The sequence below is a fragment of the Terrimonas ginsenosidimutans genome (genome assembly GCF_022012415.1).
Taxonomy (GTDB): Bacteria; Bacteroidota; Bacteroidia; order Chitinophagales; family Chitinophagaceae; genus Terrimonas_A; species Terrimonas_A ginsenosidimutans.
Genome location: NZ_JAKLTR010000011.1, coordinates 142546 through 159588 on the forward strand (window position 1 = coordinate 142546; position 17043 = coordinate 159588).

Below are 17043 nucleotides of genomic sequence, written 5' to 3' on the forward strand. Positions count from 1 at the left end.
AACCGTACCGGCTTCACTTTTTGACTTTTTAATTTTGACTTTTAGTTTATTACAGTCCGCTCAGTGTAAGCCCGATCGACCATGGTCTGATCTCCGCGGCTACGCCTTCCTTGAAGAGAGAAGTGATCTGGTAGCTGCCAAACAGGCTGAAATGTCCGATCCCAATGCGCGCCATACCGGAAAGGCGGGTGCTGTTAAAATATCTTTTGCTGGACTCTTTCAGTTTGTAGTTATTGATCGTATTGCCATTTTTATCTTTCAGGTCTTTATTTCTTGTGTGTGCGTCGATCATCGTTCCCACTTTCACGCCAATAGCCCATTTGAAGCTTTTGTCGCTGTTCTCCGGGTTAGCCGTGTAGCGGAATTCGATCGGAGCCTCGAGGTAGGTCGTATTCAGTTTTACTTTATTAAAGTGGTTGGTATCAGCCACGTTCCTGAATTGCAGGGTTGGTGTGGTTTCTTTGATCCCTACATAAGTTTTTGAGAATTTGATATGATCAGACGAGATCCCCGGTCCGAAAGCCATGCTCAGCTTAGGGTTTGTTTTGAACGGGAAATCGAACATGAAGTAGACGTTAAAGGCTTTTGACCAGCCACTTGTGCTAATGGTATCCGGTTTTCCGGACCAACCTGTGTAGCCAAGCTGCAGCATAAAGTGGTCATTCGCGCGGCCGGCAAGATTGATAGGTTCTTTTTTCTTCTTTTCCTTTTTTGGGGGTTCTGGTGTTTCCTGTGCAACTAAAGAGGTGATCAACAAACAACTAACAGCATACAGAACAACTTTCTTCATAAATCAGTTTAAGGTCGCAAATATATTTTTCTTTCGGTTAAAGATAGGTTAAGAAGCAAGGAATAAATTTAATTTGCTACTTTTGCGCCTCCATGGCTGGTAAACAGGCATTTCGCGATGTCGGATGACCAGTCAAAAATACAAGATATTGCTGTTTAAACAGCCCGGATCCTTAGCTCAGTCGGTTAGAGCATCTGACTCATAATCAGAGGGTCGCTGGTTCGAGCCCGGCAGGATCCACTTGAAGATCAATCCGTTGTAGCGTTACTGCTGCAACGGATTTTCATTTTCACGCCATTTGCACGCAAAAAATACTGCCCGCACTTGCATGGATGAAGCGTAAAAGTTGTGGGATGGTTGTTTAAATGTTTAGTGGTTTAAAAGTTTAAAGTTTTTGCTTTGCTTCGGTCCCAGGTTTTTAAGCGATAGCTGTCTGATCGGCCACAAAAACGTGAGCACGCCAGGAAACGATATATGCTCCTTAGATACGACATTCTGGCACACGAAGCCAGTTGATGCGTTGCCTAATGATAATCATCCAGGGTCAAATTCCACGTGTTTTTGCAATGCTTGTTAGTCGTCGTTAGTCCGTCTCTTGGTCGTCCTTTGGCCGTCCAAAGTTTGACGGGATTTTAAGCAGTGAAAAATGGTGACAAGCTGACACGTTGAGGGCGATAAATCTTTTGGGCGACTGGCCCAGGTTCCCTCCTCCGCTTCGCAACGATGGAAGGGCCGGCAGAAGTTTATGCGAGCGATGCTCATCCGGAACATTTCAACCCAAGCCATTTTGCAGACCATCCCCTAACTTTTCAACATGATCCATTGCCATCCCCCAACCTTTGTTCCTGATCCACTTACATTTTCAACCAGCATTTCCAAAATCATAGCGCTGCTGCATAAGCATTGAGCTCCGGAGATGTAAAAGCCTGCATTGAATAAAGGTGTTCTCTTTGCTTAATCGATCAGAAGGGATCTCAATGGATTTGCACAGAAGAAGCATCTTCAAGCCTGCCATTACAAGCAATGGCGTTTAAGAGATCTTCCTACACTAGCTCGATGACCGATGACCGTTCACCGTTGTCCGTTGTCCGTTCACCGTTGTCCGGAATCCAAGCGAGGTGGAATAGAATTGCGTCTTCGTATACAATTGATCTTAGTATATTCATTATATGTAATCAAGATGCCCCTTCCTCCGGTCAACGGTCAACGGTCAACGGTGAACGGACAACGGTGAACGGTCAACGGATATCCGGCTAACCTAAATCGTTTCTCAAGATGAAAAACTTGTAAATTAGACTGGCAGAACTCTCTACCGGGCGGAATTATTAAGGAACGGAGGTTTGGCCAATTGGCCGGTCAATACCCTGAACGTGGTTGAACCGCCACTGAAAATATCTCTTCTTTAAAAGTGTTTATGAAAAAACCGGGTGATCTTTTATTCCTCCTCGTTATTCCGATTGTTTTATACAGTTGCGCTGCCATGCGTGGCAATCCTGTAAGCCGCACAGATTTTACAAACCTGCCGGAGGTAAATGCAACCGAACAGAAGCTGCTTTACACAGAATTGGGTACACCTGAAGCGATGAGGATTTACAAAGATTCACTCTTGTTGATCTCAAATAACCTGAACCGGGAAACTCATCATGTGCGCGTGTTTGACATCGGCAGGAGAAACGCAATCAATAACATTTTACCTGCAAGCAGCAAAAAAGGAGGAACACTATCCTTCATGTCCTTTGATATTTCAGACAGTTTGGTATGGGTGTTCGACGTCGCCAAAAATGGTTTTATCGCAGCCAATTTAGATACGATACTGCATGGGAAAAAAGGGGTGGAGTGGTATTCAGAGTATCGCATCACGCCGCAGGTCTTTTTTTATGACGCCGTGCTTTTGAACCGGAGTGAGGGATTACTTAGCGGGAATTATGATACAGATGAAAAACTTGTACGTATAAATTTTTCAGACAGCACCCGTAATAAAAAACTGTTGTCTTACGAAAAAGACTCTCTTATAGGTTCGTCGAGGATCAGTAAAATGTCCTATGAAAGTTTTATGCTGCTAAGACCGGATAAGAAGAAACTGGCATTGGTTACCCGATATGCTGATCAGTTTGAGCTGGTGGATCTTGAAAGCGGAACACAAAAAAGGATCAGTGGGCCGGAAGGCTTCTCCCCTCAACTTGTCCCTTTTGAAGACAATACCGGGGTAACGGTAGCCACCATCGGCCAGGATTCGAGATACGGCTTTCTCAGAGGTTGTGTTACCGGGAAATTCATCTACCTGCTATTTTCCGGATACAATGTAAGGTCGCCACGTAGATTTTACAGCAATACAATTTTCGTGTTTGACTGGGACGGACATCCTGTTAAACGAATCAGGTTGAAGAATGACATCATCGGTCTGGCGGTTACATCGGATGATAAAATCCTTTACACGCTGAACCCTCAAACAAAAGGAGTTAGTTTTTCTGTGCTGGGCCGATAAAAGATCATCAGGAAATGTTTGCCCTGACTAAAAATAACAAAGAATGAAAAAGTTTACGATCGTTGTTTTTATTCTCCTTCAGTACCTGGATCTCCGGTCTCAGGAAATCCTGGTGTTGAATGTGATGTACGATTTCTCCTATGTCAGGGATCTGGCTGATACAGTGAACCGCTACAAAGCGGAAATGATCCTGTCAGTGGGCAAACAAACCAGTCGCTATACCACCCGTGATCTTTTTAACCGCAATAGCCCCGCAGTCATAAAGCTTAATAAACAAAGGCAAGAGAAGGCAAATACGGCGGCGATCCCCGGACCTGCAGTGGTCGCTGTTGGCGGACCACTCCTTAATGTGACTAACGCAGGTGCGCTGATCAATGAAGAGATCTTTATTGACAGAAATAAATCAACTATTCAAACCGCAGGCAGGGTCGGGTTTAAAAATTTTCATTTTACGGTCTCACTACCCGTTATCAACTGGAAGCTGAGTAGCGATAAGAAGGAGATCTGCGGCTACACCTGCCAAAAAGCAGTAGGTGATTACGGTGGCAGAACATTTGAGGCATGGTTCACAACCGATCTTCCGGATGCTTTTGGCCCCTGGAAGTTGCATGGTTTGCCAGGATTGATCCTTAGTGCCCGCGATACAAAAAATGAGATTTCGTTTGAGTGTAAGGAAATAACGAAAAATGAAGATCCGGAAGAATTACTGAAACCCTTTATGAATGCTGATCGAAGCATACAGGTGAAGCCAAAGGAGTACAGTAAAGTGGCCGGCATGTTTGCGAAAGACCCCGCGGCGGTTGCAGAGGGACAATTACCCGGTACAGTCGTTAATGTCCGGAATCTCGATTCTCCCGAAGATAATAGTATCAGAAAAGTAGTTAAATATAACCCTATGGAGTTGAAGTAAGCATGGCCTTAGGCCTGCCATTGAACACAGGTACAGCCATCCTGGAAAACGCGGGACTTGACCTTACGACGATAGATCAAAGATCAGGATGATGGTAATACGATTTCCAATTGAACGGAACTAAAAACGACGGCCCGCATGTACAGGATCATCATACCCGCCTATCAAAAAAGAAAACCCTTTCTTTTGGAGAAAGGGTTCAGCAGTTAGTTTTCGTTCTTCAAACCTTACATCAAAAATAAAGGATTGCTTCACTGTTTTTTCTCCGGATTAACCCGGAATGTTTCCGCTGATTACGCAGACGGGGCATCAATATCACTGACTATTATTCTGGAAAGGGATACAGATCTTTTGATCGGGTAATTTACTATTTGAGTAACTTCAGGGCTCAACTCTGGCATTGACGAGACATCTTCAGCATTACTCATCATACAAACACACGTCATGCGTTCACTGATCTGTATTCTTGCCCTCTTTCTTTCTTCAATTGTAAAGGCAAATGATAGCCTGACCTTTTTTAAAGGCTCCTGGCAGGAAGTATTGCAGGAAGCAAAAAAGCAAAACAAACCGATTTTCCTCGATGTATACACTTCCTGGTGTGCGCCCTGTAAGCAGATGGACAAATTTGTATTTACGGTTAAGGAAGTGGGGGATAAGTACAATGCAGCATTTATCAATTATAAGATAGATGCTGAAAAAGGAGAAGGCATACAACTGGCAGGGCAATTCAATGTGAAAGCCTATCCGACCTATCTTTTTCTCGATTCACAGGGTTACCCGGTCCATAGGGTGGAAGGATATTTTGATAGCGCGCCCTTCGTTGCGCAGGCAGACCGCGCCATCTCCCTAGTTGGTACAGAAAACCCGGTCAGCGTATATGAAAAGGAATTCAATGAGGGCAACAGGGAGGCTGCTTTCCTTCGGCGCTATATCACAAAAATGACGGAACTAAAACTCGATAATACTCCTGTGCTGAATGCCTATTTCGAAAGTGCGTCAATAAAGCAATTGTCAGAGCCAGCAGCGTTGATCTTTCTTGGTGAGAATGCCGGATCGATCCGGTTCAAAGGATTGCCTTTTTTGCTGAAAGCGTATAAAAACCTTAGTAAGGAAGAGCAGCAAAAGCTCGCAGGCAGGATCTACTCACGTATCATCCATAACGCCGCAGGTGAAGCCTGGAAAGCTGGACGCATGCCAGAGATGCAACAACTGGTCGCTTATATGGATCTCCTGAGACCCGATGTTACAAAGAAACACACAGAGGCCATGGATAACCTCCGGATGATGTACTATGCAGCAGTAAAGGATCTTGAGCAGTTCAGGAAGATCGGCTATGCCAGCGCAAAACCATTATTGCTGATCCCCGTGGATTCCCTTTTTCAACGTGATGATCGGGAGTTCCGGGCGATCATGAAACCTTATCTCACAGGTGAAAAGGATAGCACCAAAGTAGTAGGCTTCCAGGAAGATCAAAAGTATCTCCGGCATATTTATTCCGGGGAAGTGTCTACAAAACTTTATGACCTCGCGAAAATGTTTGCTGAGAATCTTGATGTGACGGATCCTGGAAGAGCCGATGCACTAAAATGGATCCGGCATGCGCAAAAATTGGTGCCAGGTAATAAAGCGATCCTTGAGTTAAAGGAAAAGCTCGAAACCACAACAGCACCGTCCCCCTGACCAATGGCCTGTTCCAAAATCTTAGTCACATTATTAACGGCCTTTGCTGCAAACCGGACTGACCGCAGTGAGCGCGGGTCATGGGCTGTACCTCGCACGGCCGTAATAATATCTTTTAGTAAACACCATCAATTACGTTCGATGAGATCCATTTTGCTGTTGGTTTGCCTGGTTATGCTGTTTTCACGCTGCGCAGACAGTAACTCTCGGAAGAAAGAACCTCCGGTAGAGACAGATTCCATTGCCTCCGCCGCCTATGGAAAATTCCTGGAAGCAAAGGAAGGTGAGGCTGTAAGCCACGAATATGACCATCTGGGGAAGATCATGGGTGTAGTGGAGTTTTCTATCCCAGACACTTCTTTCGAAAATGGTTATCAGCAATGGATCAGCCTGGAGAACCCCGGGCCGGATCTGGCCAGATTGCCGGATGCGGGGGAACTGCTGATCTCTGCCCCGGAAATACGGGTAGCCATAGAGTATCCGCTTAAAGACGAGTTTATTTTTACGCTAAAATCCAATGGTGCGTTTACAAAAGGGCAGTTGGTTCAGCTGATCAGCGACCAGTATCACAAGATCTACAAAACCGAAGAACGATCTGCTTCTGTAAAAACTATTCCGCCGAAACAAAGGAGAGGTTTGTATAACCGCAATGAGACGAATGGAGATTTTGGGATCTGGGGACACGATCTGAGTGATCTTGTTCTTTCCCGTATACGCATCCATCAGAGTGCTGATGGGGAGATCATTCTTTCACTTGATATAGAGTCTTGATAGCCGGCACTCCTTCGGATGGTTTTAAGTAAGGCCGCCAGGATGCTTGAAAGTTCCTGTATTCCCTAAGCCTCTATTCTGCGGAGCCCTGCGCCGATCAGGCTGATCACATCACCAATTCATGGTGAACCGATCTTACCGCATCGATTAATGCCTCGCCATTATCTGTGGTGATCACAAATTCCCGCCCGCTTTTCAAGCGGACCCTTACGCCTTCGCGGCCTCTGAAAATATACCCCGTAGCCCGTTTGTTATACCTCAAACCCCAGCCTCCAAAGTCTTTTACCGGGTTTACCTGTTCCCGGGAAATAGAAGCGATATCCTCCCATTTGATCATCACGGGTTTGGACTGTAGCCAGCGAAGCACGATCCCGATCCCCGTCTCCTGAACGGTTACCACCAGTTTCAGCGACGCTGCGAGCCCTAACACCGCAACTACGATCAGGATGCTCGTCACGTACATCGTCACCAGGCTGCCATTGGCTTTATTGGCCCAGAGGCCCAGGCCCAGAAGGACGAAGATCACCGCGGCGATGATCCATAGAAAATTGTTGCGTAATCGCTGTTCCTCCCGGTAAAGCATGTGGCTGTGTTTAGTCTGCAACAAATATAGCCGTATGATCACGGAAAGGCGCCAATCTTATCAAAGCGGGTCAGTTCGTGTCTTCCCGGGTGGGACTGGCGGGTCTGGAACCTGTTTTTGATAAAAAGGGCCAGGTTCTGACTTTTCCAACCTGTTCCTGTGCTGAGTGCTATGGTACCAGGCACACCAATGCCTGCCAGGTTTGCGCCTTGTTGTATAGATGGATGATGATCGCCTTATTTACGCTGATTACTTAATCTCTTCAAAATCAATATAATCACCAGAAGATTTGGGTTTTGCAGAGCTGGCTGGCTGCTGGGGTTGATAGCCGTTATTTGCCTGTTGCTGGTTCACATGCTGTTGCATATTCTCCTGCATCTGTCTGAATTGTTTTTTCATCTGCCGGCTTGCACGATATACCGGTATCACGAACTTGAAGATAAAGTTGTAAAGAAACCAGGCCAACAAAAAGTAGAGTACATATTTCATTGTGCCGACAAAGCTACAACACTATCAATTATCTGCCCGGCCATAGCCTTAATACTTCGTTAAAGGCCGGTCAATATCCGGTAAACAACCCTCCGTTACCGGCGAAAAGTATAAGTTTTGGAATGAATACTACTAATCCCTTACTTTTGCATCGGAAAAAGCGAAGTAAGAAGGGAACGGAGTCGTTCCCTTCTTCTATTTTCATAATCGTTGACCGTTGTCCGTTGACCGTTGTCCGGGCAGACAACTCCCGGGAGTTAAAAGCGGACAACGGTCAACGGACAACGGTCAACGATACTATGAGCACAGACGCATACATATCAATACTTGAACAAAAAACAAATGCCCTGATCGCGGAAGAGAAAGATGTTTTTCTAGTGGAGATCAGGATCAAGCCGACGAATAATGTGAAGATCTTCCTGGATTCGGACCTGGGGATGAGTATTGACCGGCTGATCCAGATCAACCGGGCTTTATATAAGCAACTGGAAGAGGAAAGTGTCTTTCCGGGAGGGGATTTTTCACTGGAAGTATCATCACCGGGACTGGATGAGCCGCTGAAAAAGCACCGCCAGTATGTAAAGAATATCGGACGATTCGTGGAGGTGGTGTTAATAGATGGTTCAAAAAAAGAAGGAAAGCTGATCAGCACTTCGGACGAAGAAATTGTCATTGAAGAAGAAACAGGGAAAGGCAAGAAAAAAGAGCTGGTTCAGCATGCCATTCCTTTTTCGACGATCAAGGCAACAAAAGTTCAAATCAAATTTTAAACAAAACGAGAAAGTTCAAAATTCAAATTTAACCGCGAGCGAAGCCAGCAATGGTGAGCAGCGAATTACAAACTCAGTTCTATGGCAAGTATCAATCTTATAGAAGCATTCCAGGAGTTTAAGGATGCGGAAAACATTGACCGTCCCACGATGATGAAAGTGGTGGAGGACGTTTTCAAAACCCTGCTTCGCAAAAAGTATGGCAGTGATGAGAACTTTGATGTTATCGTGAATGCTGAGAAGGGTGACCTTGAGATCGTGCGTCACCGGGTGATCGTTGAAGATGGGCAGGTTGAAGATCCGCTGGCCCAGGTTGCGTACTCAGAAGCTACCAAAATAGAACCTGACTTTGAAGTAGGTGAGGAATTATTCCAGGAAATTGACCTGTACGACTTCGGAAGAAGAGCGATCCTGGCAGCCAAACAAACACTGGCCAGCCGCATCAGTGACCTGAAAAAGAACGTACTGGCTAAAAAATATGGTGATAAGATCGGAGAGATCATCAGCGCTGAAGTTTACCAGGTCTGGAAAAAAGAGATCCTCCTGCTGGACGAAGAAAGCAATGAGCTGATCCTCCCTAAAAGCGAACAGATCCCTCAGGATTACTTCAAAAAAGGCGAAAACATCCGGGCTGTGGTGAAAAAGGTAGACATGAAGAATAACAACCCTGTTATTATCCTGTCCCGCACCGCACCTGAGTTTCTGGCTAAATTATTGGAGATAGAAGTGCCCGAAATTTTTGACGGCCTTATCGTGATCAAAAAGATCGTACGCGATCCGGGTGAAAGAGCGAAAGTGGCGGTGGAATCATATGACGACAGGATCGACCCGGTGGGTGCCTGCGTGGGTATGAAAGGAAGCAGGATCCATGGCATCGTTCGCGAACTGAAAAATGAAAATATCGACGTGATCAACTGGACAAGCAATATCCAGCTGCTCATTCAACGCTCACTGACTCCGGCTAAGATCACCAGCATGGACCTGGATAATGATAAAAAACACGCAAGTGTTTACCTGCAGCCAGACCAGGTGTCCCTCGCAATCGGACGCCGCGGTGTTAACATCAAACTGGCGTGTGAACTGACGGGTTTTGAGCTCGATGTTTACCGCGATTCTGAAGCAGGAGTGGAAGAATTTGACGTGGATCTTGAAGAATTCAGCGATGAGATCGAAACATGGGTGATCGAGGAACTGAAACGCGTTGGTTGTGACACAGCCCGCAGCGTCCTCAACCTCACAGCCGAAGAACTCGAACGACGCACCGATCTTGAAAAAGAAACGATTGCGGATGTGAGAAAGGTTCTGCAGGCTGAGTTTGAAAAAGAATAACGGTAATTAGAAATTAAAAAGTAAAAAATTAAAAAGATCCCCTCGTGATCGTAAAGTATTTACGGGTTTGATTTTTTTAATTTTTAATTTTGACTTTTTAATTTTTACCAGATGGCAAGAATTAGAAATTTATAAAACACTTAATGGCAGAATTAAAACTTCCAAGAGTATTAGCGGCCGCCAAAGAATTCAACGTTGGCCAGGAAACATTAGTTGATTTCCTGGTTGGCAAAGGATTTCAAAAAGACGACCTGAAGTCTACGTCCAAGCTGACGGAAGACATGTACCGCGCGTTGCAGCAGGAATTTCAGGGCGACAAGGCTGCAAAAATGAAGAGCGACCAGGTGGACCTGCCAAAAGGTGCACAGGCCGAGGCGAAAAAGAAGAAAGAAGAAGAAGAGATCAACTTCAGAAAAGAAGAGAAGAAACCAATTGTAGTTAAGAAGGAAGAGCCTGCTGTTGCACCGCCGACACCTCCGCCGCCAGTGGTGGAAGTGGAAGAGCCTGTAAAACCACAGGAAGTTGAACAACCTAAGGAGAAAGAAGAAGAAGTGGTGAAGATCGAAGCTCCTGAGATTGTTTCCCCTAAGATCATCGATAAAATTGATCTCTCTACGATCGACTCATCAACCCGTCCGAAGAAGGTCATCAAGAAGAAAGGTGAGGCTGAACAGGACGAAACGGCTCCCGTTGCAGAAGAAAAACCTGTACCGGTTGAACCTGAGACTCCTGTAGTGCAGGAAGAAAAGAAAGAGAAGAAAGAAGAGAAGAAAGAGGAAAAAGCCGTTGAACAGGCACCTGTTGTAGAGATCAAAAAAGAAGAAGTGGCACCCCCGGTTGCGGCGCAGCAGGAAGAGAAACCTGTTGTGGAAGAAGATGCTCCAACGGTGATCACTAATATCAGGGCTGATAAGATCGAAGGTCCAAAGATCCTCGGTAAGATCGACCTGCCGGTTGATAACGATACCCGTCCTAAAAAGGACGAAAAGCGCAAACGCAAGCGTATCCCGATCGAGAAAAGAGACAACACTACCGGCGGTGGCCAGCAAGGTCAGCAGCAGGGTGGTGGCCAGCAGCAAGGTGGCGGTAACTTCAATCGCGGTGGTGGTCAGCAAGGCGGCGGATTCAACCGCGGTGGCCAGCAGGGCGGCGGCGGATTCAATCGTGGCGGACAGCAAGGCGGCGGCGGAAGACAGGGCGCTCCCCAGCAGGGTGGCAACCGTACCGGCAACCGGCCTACGATCAGTCGCCGTGGTGATGACAGACAGATTGACGAAAAAGAAATTCAAAGAAAGATACAGGAAACGCAGGCCAAACTTTCCGGCGGCGGTGGCAGAGGGAAGAACATGAAGTCCAAAATGCGCCGTGAAAAACGCCAGGAAATGGCTGACGCAGCGGGCGGAATGGGCGATGATAACAAACTGCAGGTAACAGAATTCATCAGTGTAAGCGAACTCGCGAACCTGATGGACGTAAGTTTTGCGGAGGTGATCAGCAAATGTATGAGCCTGGGTATCATGGTTTCTATCAACCAGCGACTCGATGCGGAAGTAATTGAACTGGTAGCAAGCGAATTCGGTTTCGATGTTGAGTTCATCAACATGGAAAAACAAGCCGAAATGGAAGAGGAAGATGATGTTGATAATGAAGAAGACCTGAGTCCCCGCTCTCCTATCGTTACGATCATGGGTCACGTTGACCATGGTAAAACATCCCTGCTCGATTATATCCGTAGCGCAAACGTGGTAGCCGGTGAGGCAGGTGGTATCACCCAGCACATTGGTGCTTACCAGGTATCATTACCAAATGGCAAAGAGATCACCTTCCTGGATACTCCTGGTCACGAAGCGTTCACCGCGATGCGTGCCCGTGGTGCCAAAGTAACCGATATCGCTGTGATCGTGGTGGCCGCGGATGATGCAGTAATGCCACAAACCCGTGAGGCGATCAGCCACGCACAGGCAGCAGGCGTTCCGATGATCTTTGCAGTCAACAAGATCGATAAAGACGGCGCTAACCCACAGAAAATTTATGAGCAGCTTTCACAGATGAACATTCTCGTTGAAGAATGGGGCGGTAAGTTCCAGAGCCAGGAGATCGCTGCGAAAAAAGGACTGAATATCGACAAGCTCCTTGAAAAGATCCTCCTTGAAGCGGAATTGCTTGATCTGAAAGCAAACCCGAACAGGGAAGGAACAGGTACCATCATCGAAGCATCACTTGACAAAGGCCGTGGTTATGTGGCAACCCTTCTTGTAGAGAATGGTACGCTCCGCGCCGGTGACCTTGTGGTGAGCGGTCAGCATTACGGACGTGTAAAAGCGATGTTCAACGAACGTAACAAACGGGAAGACGCGGCGGGTCCATCAGCTCCGGCTGTGATCCTCGGTCTGAACGGTGCTCCCCAGGCTGGTGAGAAATTCAAAGTATACGCAGACGAAGCAGAAGCAAAAGAGATCGCCAACCGCCGTGCCCAGATCCTCCGCGAACAGGGTATGCGTGCGAAAAAACATATCACACTCGATGAGATCGGCCGCCGTCTGGCACTCGGAAACTTCAAAGAACTGAACGTGATCATCAAAGGTGACGTGGATGGTTCGGTAGAAGCGTTGAGTGACTCATTGCAGAAACTTTCAACAGAAGAGATCGCGGTTCGTGTACTCCTGAAAGGTGTAGGTCAGATCTCTGAAAGTGATGTGGTACTCGCTACCGCTTCAGATGCTGTGATCCTCGGCTTTAACGTTCGTCCTTCTGTTCAGGCTAACAGGCTTGCAGAGAACGAAGGGGTGGAGATCAAACTTTACTCTATCATCTACACCGCGATCGATGAGATCCGCAGTGCGATGGAAGGTATGTTGGAGCCAAAAGTTCAGGAGAAGATCGTTGCAAACGTTGAAGTACGTGACGTATTCAAATTCGATAAAGCTACCGTTGCCGGTTGTTATGTACGCGATGGTAAGATCAAGCGTGATTCCAAGATCCGCCTGATCCGCGACGGTATCGTTGTCTATCCTGTAGGCGAAGGCGCTGTTGCCGAACTTGCCTCTCTGAAACGTTTCAAAGACGACGTGAAAGACGTTCAGGCAGGTATGGAATGCGGTCTGACCATCAAGAACTATAGTGATGTTAAGGTGGGTGACGTGGTGGAAGCGTATGAGGAAGAGGAAGTTAAGAGAACACTTTAATAAGTAATAAGTCAAAAGTAAAAATTAACCCCGCTTAACAGTTTGCAACGCATTCAACTTGTAAGCGGGGTGACTTTTTACTTTGTAACTGTAACATTTTGTTAAATGCCCACCGACTGCCGGAAGGGTAAACTATTTTTGACTCATGCTGAACACAAAAAGAATATTGCCTGTTCTCTGCCTGCTGTTTGCAGGGGCGGTGACGGCAAAAGCACAACCTCGTAAAGCGGTGGTAGACAAGATCGTTGCGGTGGTTGGTGACCGGATCATTCTTCATTCCGATATCCGCAATTCCATCGAGGATGCGAAGCGCCAGGGCGGAACCGTTCCTGACAATGCGGAGTGCCTTCTGATGGAGCAGGCGCTTGTGTCAAAAGTGCTGATGCTCCAGGCTGAAAAAGATTCCCTGCCTGTAACCGATGAAGAAGTGGAAGCTGAGCTTGATCAGCGTGTACGTTACTTCGTCTCCCAGCTCGGAACCCGCGAAGCCCTTGAAGAATATGCCGGCAAAACGATCTACCAGATCAAGGACGATGCCCGCGAATCCGTAAAAGAAAGAAAACTGGCGGAAGCCATGCAGCAGAAGATCGTTGGCGGCGTTAAGATCACGCCAAACGAAGTAAAAGCTTTCTTTGACAGGATACCGAAAGACAGTCTTCCATTCTTTGAATCAGAACTGGAAGTTGGCCAGATCGCGATCTATCCAAAAGCTTCCCGTGATCTCGAAGGTTATATCATTACAGAAATGAATAACTATAAACGCCAGGTTGAATCCAAACAGGTTACTTTCGAACAACTGGCACAACGTTATTCTGAAGACCCGGGAAGTAAAGACCGTGGTGGTCAGTATCAGCTGAACAGGAATGAAAAATCATGGGATCCGGTGTTCCTTTCAACCGCTTTCCGTTTAAAAGACGGGGAGATCTCCGCTCCGGTAAAAGGCAAATTCGGCTATCACATCATTCAGATGGTTAAACGTTCCGGTGATGATGCGATCGTTCGTCATATTCTCCGCACTCCCCCGATCACTGACGAAGAAGTAAACCTCGCTAAAGCTAAACTGGACTCTATCCGCACAAAGATCATTGCCGGTACCATCGGCTTTAACGAAGCGGCAAAGAAGTTCAGCGAAGGCGATGCAGCCAAATACCAGGGCGCATTTATCCTGAATAATGACGGTTCTCCTTATGTGACCATTGATCAGCTGGATAAAGACATGGTTGGCGCTATCCGGAATATGAAAGTGGGAGATTATTCAATGCCGACCGTATTTACGGATGAGCAGGCTAAAAAAGGTGTTCGTATCGTATACCTGAAATCGCGCTCAGAACCACACCGTATGAACATGCGTGATGACTATAGCAAGATCGCTCATGGCGCACTTGAGCAAAAGAAATCAGAAGCGCTGAACAAATGGATCACGACCAAATTGCCTACCTATTATATTATGGTGGATAATGATTCCGCCGGTAGTTGCGAACAACTGGCGAAGTATAAATCAGAAGAAGAAAAAGGATTCTGATCCTTTACAGAACAGATATTGAAGTCCCCCGGAGTTGCTCCGGGGGATTTTTTGTTGTGCTCCTTCGAATTTTCTATGCGGCGTTCATAAGATGGAAACCGGCCCGGAGGCCATCGGCCTTAAAGCGGGGGAGGCGTTGACGGGGTTGCCGGGCGGGCAAGGGGTTTTTTTTCGAGGGTTGCCTCGAAGACTCCGTTTACTTTTTTTGCCTTGATGCAAAAAAAGTAACAAAAAAAGATCAAGGCTACGCGCAAATGGCTAAAAATTATGGGCTGCACCTGGCACTAAAATAAACTCGCCGGAAGAGGGTTTGAGATTGAGTGGCGTGTTGGCTCAGACAATATTTTAGCGCCCTCGCCTTCGGCTCGTCGGTTACGCCCATAATTTTCTTAACGCCATTTGCGCTAGGCCACCGTTCTTAAAGCGGGCAGAAGGCCTTTAAATGAATGTAGCCTTACGGTTCTTGTAAGTTTTGTCTCTTTCTGTCATGAAGTGCGCGCCAGTATCAAATTATGATACAGCTACTGAGTTACAACGAATCTTCTTCGCAAGCGAATCCTCCTCTCTCAACGCCCCCGGCCTTGGAAAAAATGGCGTTAAGAAAATGGGAGGCTGGCACCGTCTGAGCCACACCGCAGGTGTGCGAAGGCGCCAAAAACTGTCTGAGCCAGCACGCCAGACGAACTGAAACACTCCTCCGGCGAGTTTTTTTGGTGCAGGTGACATCCTCCCATTTTTAGCCAGTTTTTCCCAGCCTTGATCTTTTTTTGTTACTTTTTTTGCATCAAGGCAAAAAAAGTAAACGGAGTCTTCGAGGAACCCCTCGAAAAAAAGCGCCCTTGCCCGCCCGGCAAAAGAAGAGTCTTTCGACACTCCCGTCGACAAAAGCGCCTTGCCCGCCCGGCAAACTTTTGTTAAATGAAATTCAGGTTGTTGGAGAACCCTTCTCCAGAATTTAGATTTGGATATGCCAACAACCAATCTCACTACTCCAATTTTGTATCGCCTCACTGACCGCGCCTTTCCGATCTTTAACACCTGCAGAAGTTATAAAAAAACAACCATCTGTCTGATGATAACGGTGCTGAGCGCGATCGGTTCCAGCGCTCAATCGTACAAAGCGGTTGCCGACAAGATCGTTACTACTGTAGGAGACCGGATCATTCTCTATTCAGATATTCGAAATGCCGCTGAAGCTTCGCGATTGCCGGACGGCAGCCTTCCCGCTGATGCAATATGCAATGCAACTGAACGCGCGCTGATCTCAAAAATGATGTTGCTGCAGGCAGAGAAAGACTCCATCCGGGTGTCTGACGAGGAAGTGGATGCAGAGCTTGACCTGCGTATCAAGTATCATGCACGGGCGCTTGGCGGCATCAGCGCTCTCGAACAGGTTGCCAATAAGTCCGTGTTCAGGTTAAAGGAAGATATGTGGGATGCGATCCGTGAAAACCTCCTGGTGGAGACCATGCAACGAAAAATCATGAGTTCGGCGAAGATCACACCAGCCGAGGTAACAATATTTTTTAATCAGATCCCCAAAGACAGCTTACCGTTTTTTGAGTCAGAGCTGGAAGTGGGATACATAACAATTTACCCTAAAACATCGCGCGACCTTGAGGCTTATGTGATCAGTGAACTGAACCGTTACAGAGCTGAGATCGAATCAAAAGCGATTTCTTTCGAACAACTGGCGCAACGATTTTCGGAACGGTCAGCTGATCCCGAAAAGGACAAAGGCCTGCAGTATGTCTTATCGCGGAATGATAGAAGTGTTGATCCAAAGCTGATGGCAGCTGTATTTAAAATGAAAGAAGGCGCTTTATCTGCACCAGTCAAAACAGGCGATGGATATTTTCTCGTACAGCTGCTCGGGAAGAACGGGGACGAAGCGATCATCCGGCACATTTTCCGCCGGGTACCCGTTGCGGAAGAGGAGATCGGGTATACCAAAGCACGGCTGGACTCCATCAGATCGGCCTTATATGCGGGGACCATCGCGTTTAACCAGGCCGCGAAAAAATTTGACGAATCAGCTGAGGGCAGGAACGGAGAATTTTATTACCGAAATAGCCATCATTCCCGTTTGTTGACGATAGATCAGCTGGACAGGGAAACGGTAAATGCCCTGACAAAGATGAGTTTGGGAGACTATTCAGCGCCATTTGTGTATCAGGACCAGGAAGGAAAAACGGCGGTACGAATGGTCTATCTGCATTCCCGGTCACAGCCTCACCGGATGAACCTGAAAGATGATTATGGAAGAATTGCGGAAGCCGCTTTGGAACACAAACGTGCGGAGATGATGGGGAAATGGGTAAGGGAGAAAATGTCTTCCAGCCTGATCGAAGTAGATCCCGAAATGGCGGCAGTTTGCGGGAATTTGCCGGCGGGTGTTCGTGAAGCCGACCGGTAGGCTTTCGTTTTCAGAAGTTTAGCAAGTGTTGTACAGGGGTCAGAACAAAATGAAGTTAACCGGTGTTATGCAAGTGTAACCGTTCATTCATGCAATTGAAGAGATTAACAGGT

At 46.9% G+C, this 17043-nt stretch carries 13 protein-coding genes and 1 tRNA gene; 10 read left to right on the top strand and 4 right to left on the bottom strand.

The window, feature by feature from the left end:
• Window positions 1-49 precede the first annotated feature (49 nt).
• A complete protein-coding gene (locus LZZ85_RS17210) occupies window positions 50-790 on the bottom strand; it encodes an outer membrane beta-barrel protein (protein ID WP_237874577.1) in 741 nt (246 codons plus the stop codon).
• A 166-nt stretch (window positions 791-956) separates the two neighbouring features.
• On the opposite strand from LZZ85_RS17210, the gene LZZ85_RS17215 reads away from it, so the two are divergent.
• The 5 genes from LZZ85_RS17215 (at window position 957) to LZZ85_RS17235 (ending at window position 6636) form a co-directional block, all read left to right on the top strand.
• A tRNA-Ile gene (locus LZZ85_RS17215) sits at window positions 957-1030 on the top strand.
• Window positions 1031-2204: 1174 nt separating this feature from the next.
• Entirely contained in the window at window positions 2205-3275 is a 1071-nt protein-coding gene (locus LZZ85_RS17220; protein WP_237874578.1) for a BF3164 family lipoprotein, read from the top strand.
• A 43-nt stretch (window positions 3276-3318) separates the two neighbouring features.
• A complete protein-coding gene (locus LZZ85_RS17225; protein ID WP_237874579.1) occupies window positions 3319-4185 on the top strand; it encodes a GLPGLI family protein in 867 nt (288 codons plus the stop codon).
• A 444-nt stretch (window positions 4186-4629) separates the two neighbouring features.
• Window positions 4630-5865, top strand: coding sequence for a thioredoxin family protein (locus LZZ85_RS17230; protein WP_237874580.1), 1236 nt, complete (start codon window positions 4630-4632; stop codon window positions 5863-5865).
• Between the two features lie 141 nt (window positions 5866-6006).
• Window positions 6007-6636, top strand: coding sequence for a hypothetical protein (locus LZZ85_RS17235; RefSeq protein ID WP_237874581.1), 630 nt, complete (start codon window positions 6007-6009; stop codon window positions 6634-6636).
• Between the two features lie 106 nt (window positions 6637-6742).
• On the opposite strand, the gene LZZ85_RS17240 is transcribed toward LZZ85_RS17235, so the two are convergent.
• Window positions 6743-7219, bottom strand: coding sequence for a hypothetical protein (locus tag LZZ85_RS17240; RefSeq protein ID WP_237874582.1), 477 nt, complete (start codon window positions 7217-7219; stop codon window positions 6743-6745).
• A 249-nt stretch (window positions 7220-7468) separates the two neighbouring features.
• A complete protein-coding gene (locus LZZ85_RS17245) occupies window positions 7469-7708 on the bottom strand; it encodes a DUF4834 family protein (protein WP_237874583.1) in 240 nt (79 codons plus the stop codon).
• A 122-nt stretch (window positions 7709-7830) separates the two neighbouring features.
• Between LZZ85_RS17245 and rimP the strand changes: the two genes are divergently transcribed.
• The 4 genes from rimP to LZZ85_RS17265 all read left to right on the top strand — a co-directional run bounded on the left by rimP (window position 7831) and on the right by LZZ85_RS17265 (window position 14514).
• Window positions 7831-8478, top strand: coding sequence for a ribosome maturation factor RimP (rimP, locus tag LZZ85_RS17250; protein WP_237874584.1), 648 nt, complete (start codon window positions 7831-7833; stop codon window positions 8476-8478).
• Window positions 8479-8559: 81 nt separating this feature from the next.
• The gene (nusA, locus tag LZZ85_RS17255; protein ID WP_237874585.1) at window positions 8560-9807 is read left to right on the top strand and encodes a transcription termination factor NusA; all 1248 of its coding nucleotides are present in this window, start codon (window positions 8560-8562) and stop codon (window positions 9805-9807) included.
• Window positions 9808-9950: 143 nt separating this feature from the next.
• Complete coding sequence (gene infB, locus LZZ85_RS17260; protein ID WP_237874586.1) at window positions 9951-12992, top strand: translation initiation factor IF-2; 3042 nt, start codon at window positions 9951-9953, stop codon at window positions 12990-12992.
• A gap of 145 nt (window positions 12993-13137) precedes the next feature.
• Window positions 13138-14514, top strand: coding sequence for a peptidylprolyl isomerase (locus tag LZZ85_RS17265; RefSeq protein WP_237874587.1), 1377 nt, complete (start codon window positions 13138-13140; stop codon window positions 14512-14514).
• A gap of 510 nt (window positions 14515-15024) precedes the next feature.
• Here the strand turns inward: LZZ85_RS17265 and LZZ85_RS17270 are convergent.
• Complete coding sequence (locus LZZ85_RS17270) at window positions 15025-15501, bottom strand: hypothetical protein (protein ID WP_237874588.1); 477 nt, start codon at window positions 15499-15501, stop codon at window positions 15025-15027.
• Window positions 15502-15586: 85 nt separating this feature from the next.
• Between LZZ85_RS17270 and LZZ85_RS17275 the strand changes: the two genes are divergently transcribed.
• Entirely contained in the window at window positions 15587-16930 is a 1344-nt protein-coding gene (locus LZZ85_RS17275) for a peptidylprolyl isomerase (protein WP_237874589.1), read from the top strand.
• The last annotated feature ends 113 nt before the right edge of the window (window positions 16931-17043 follow it).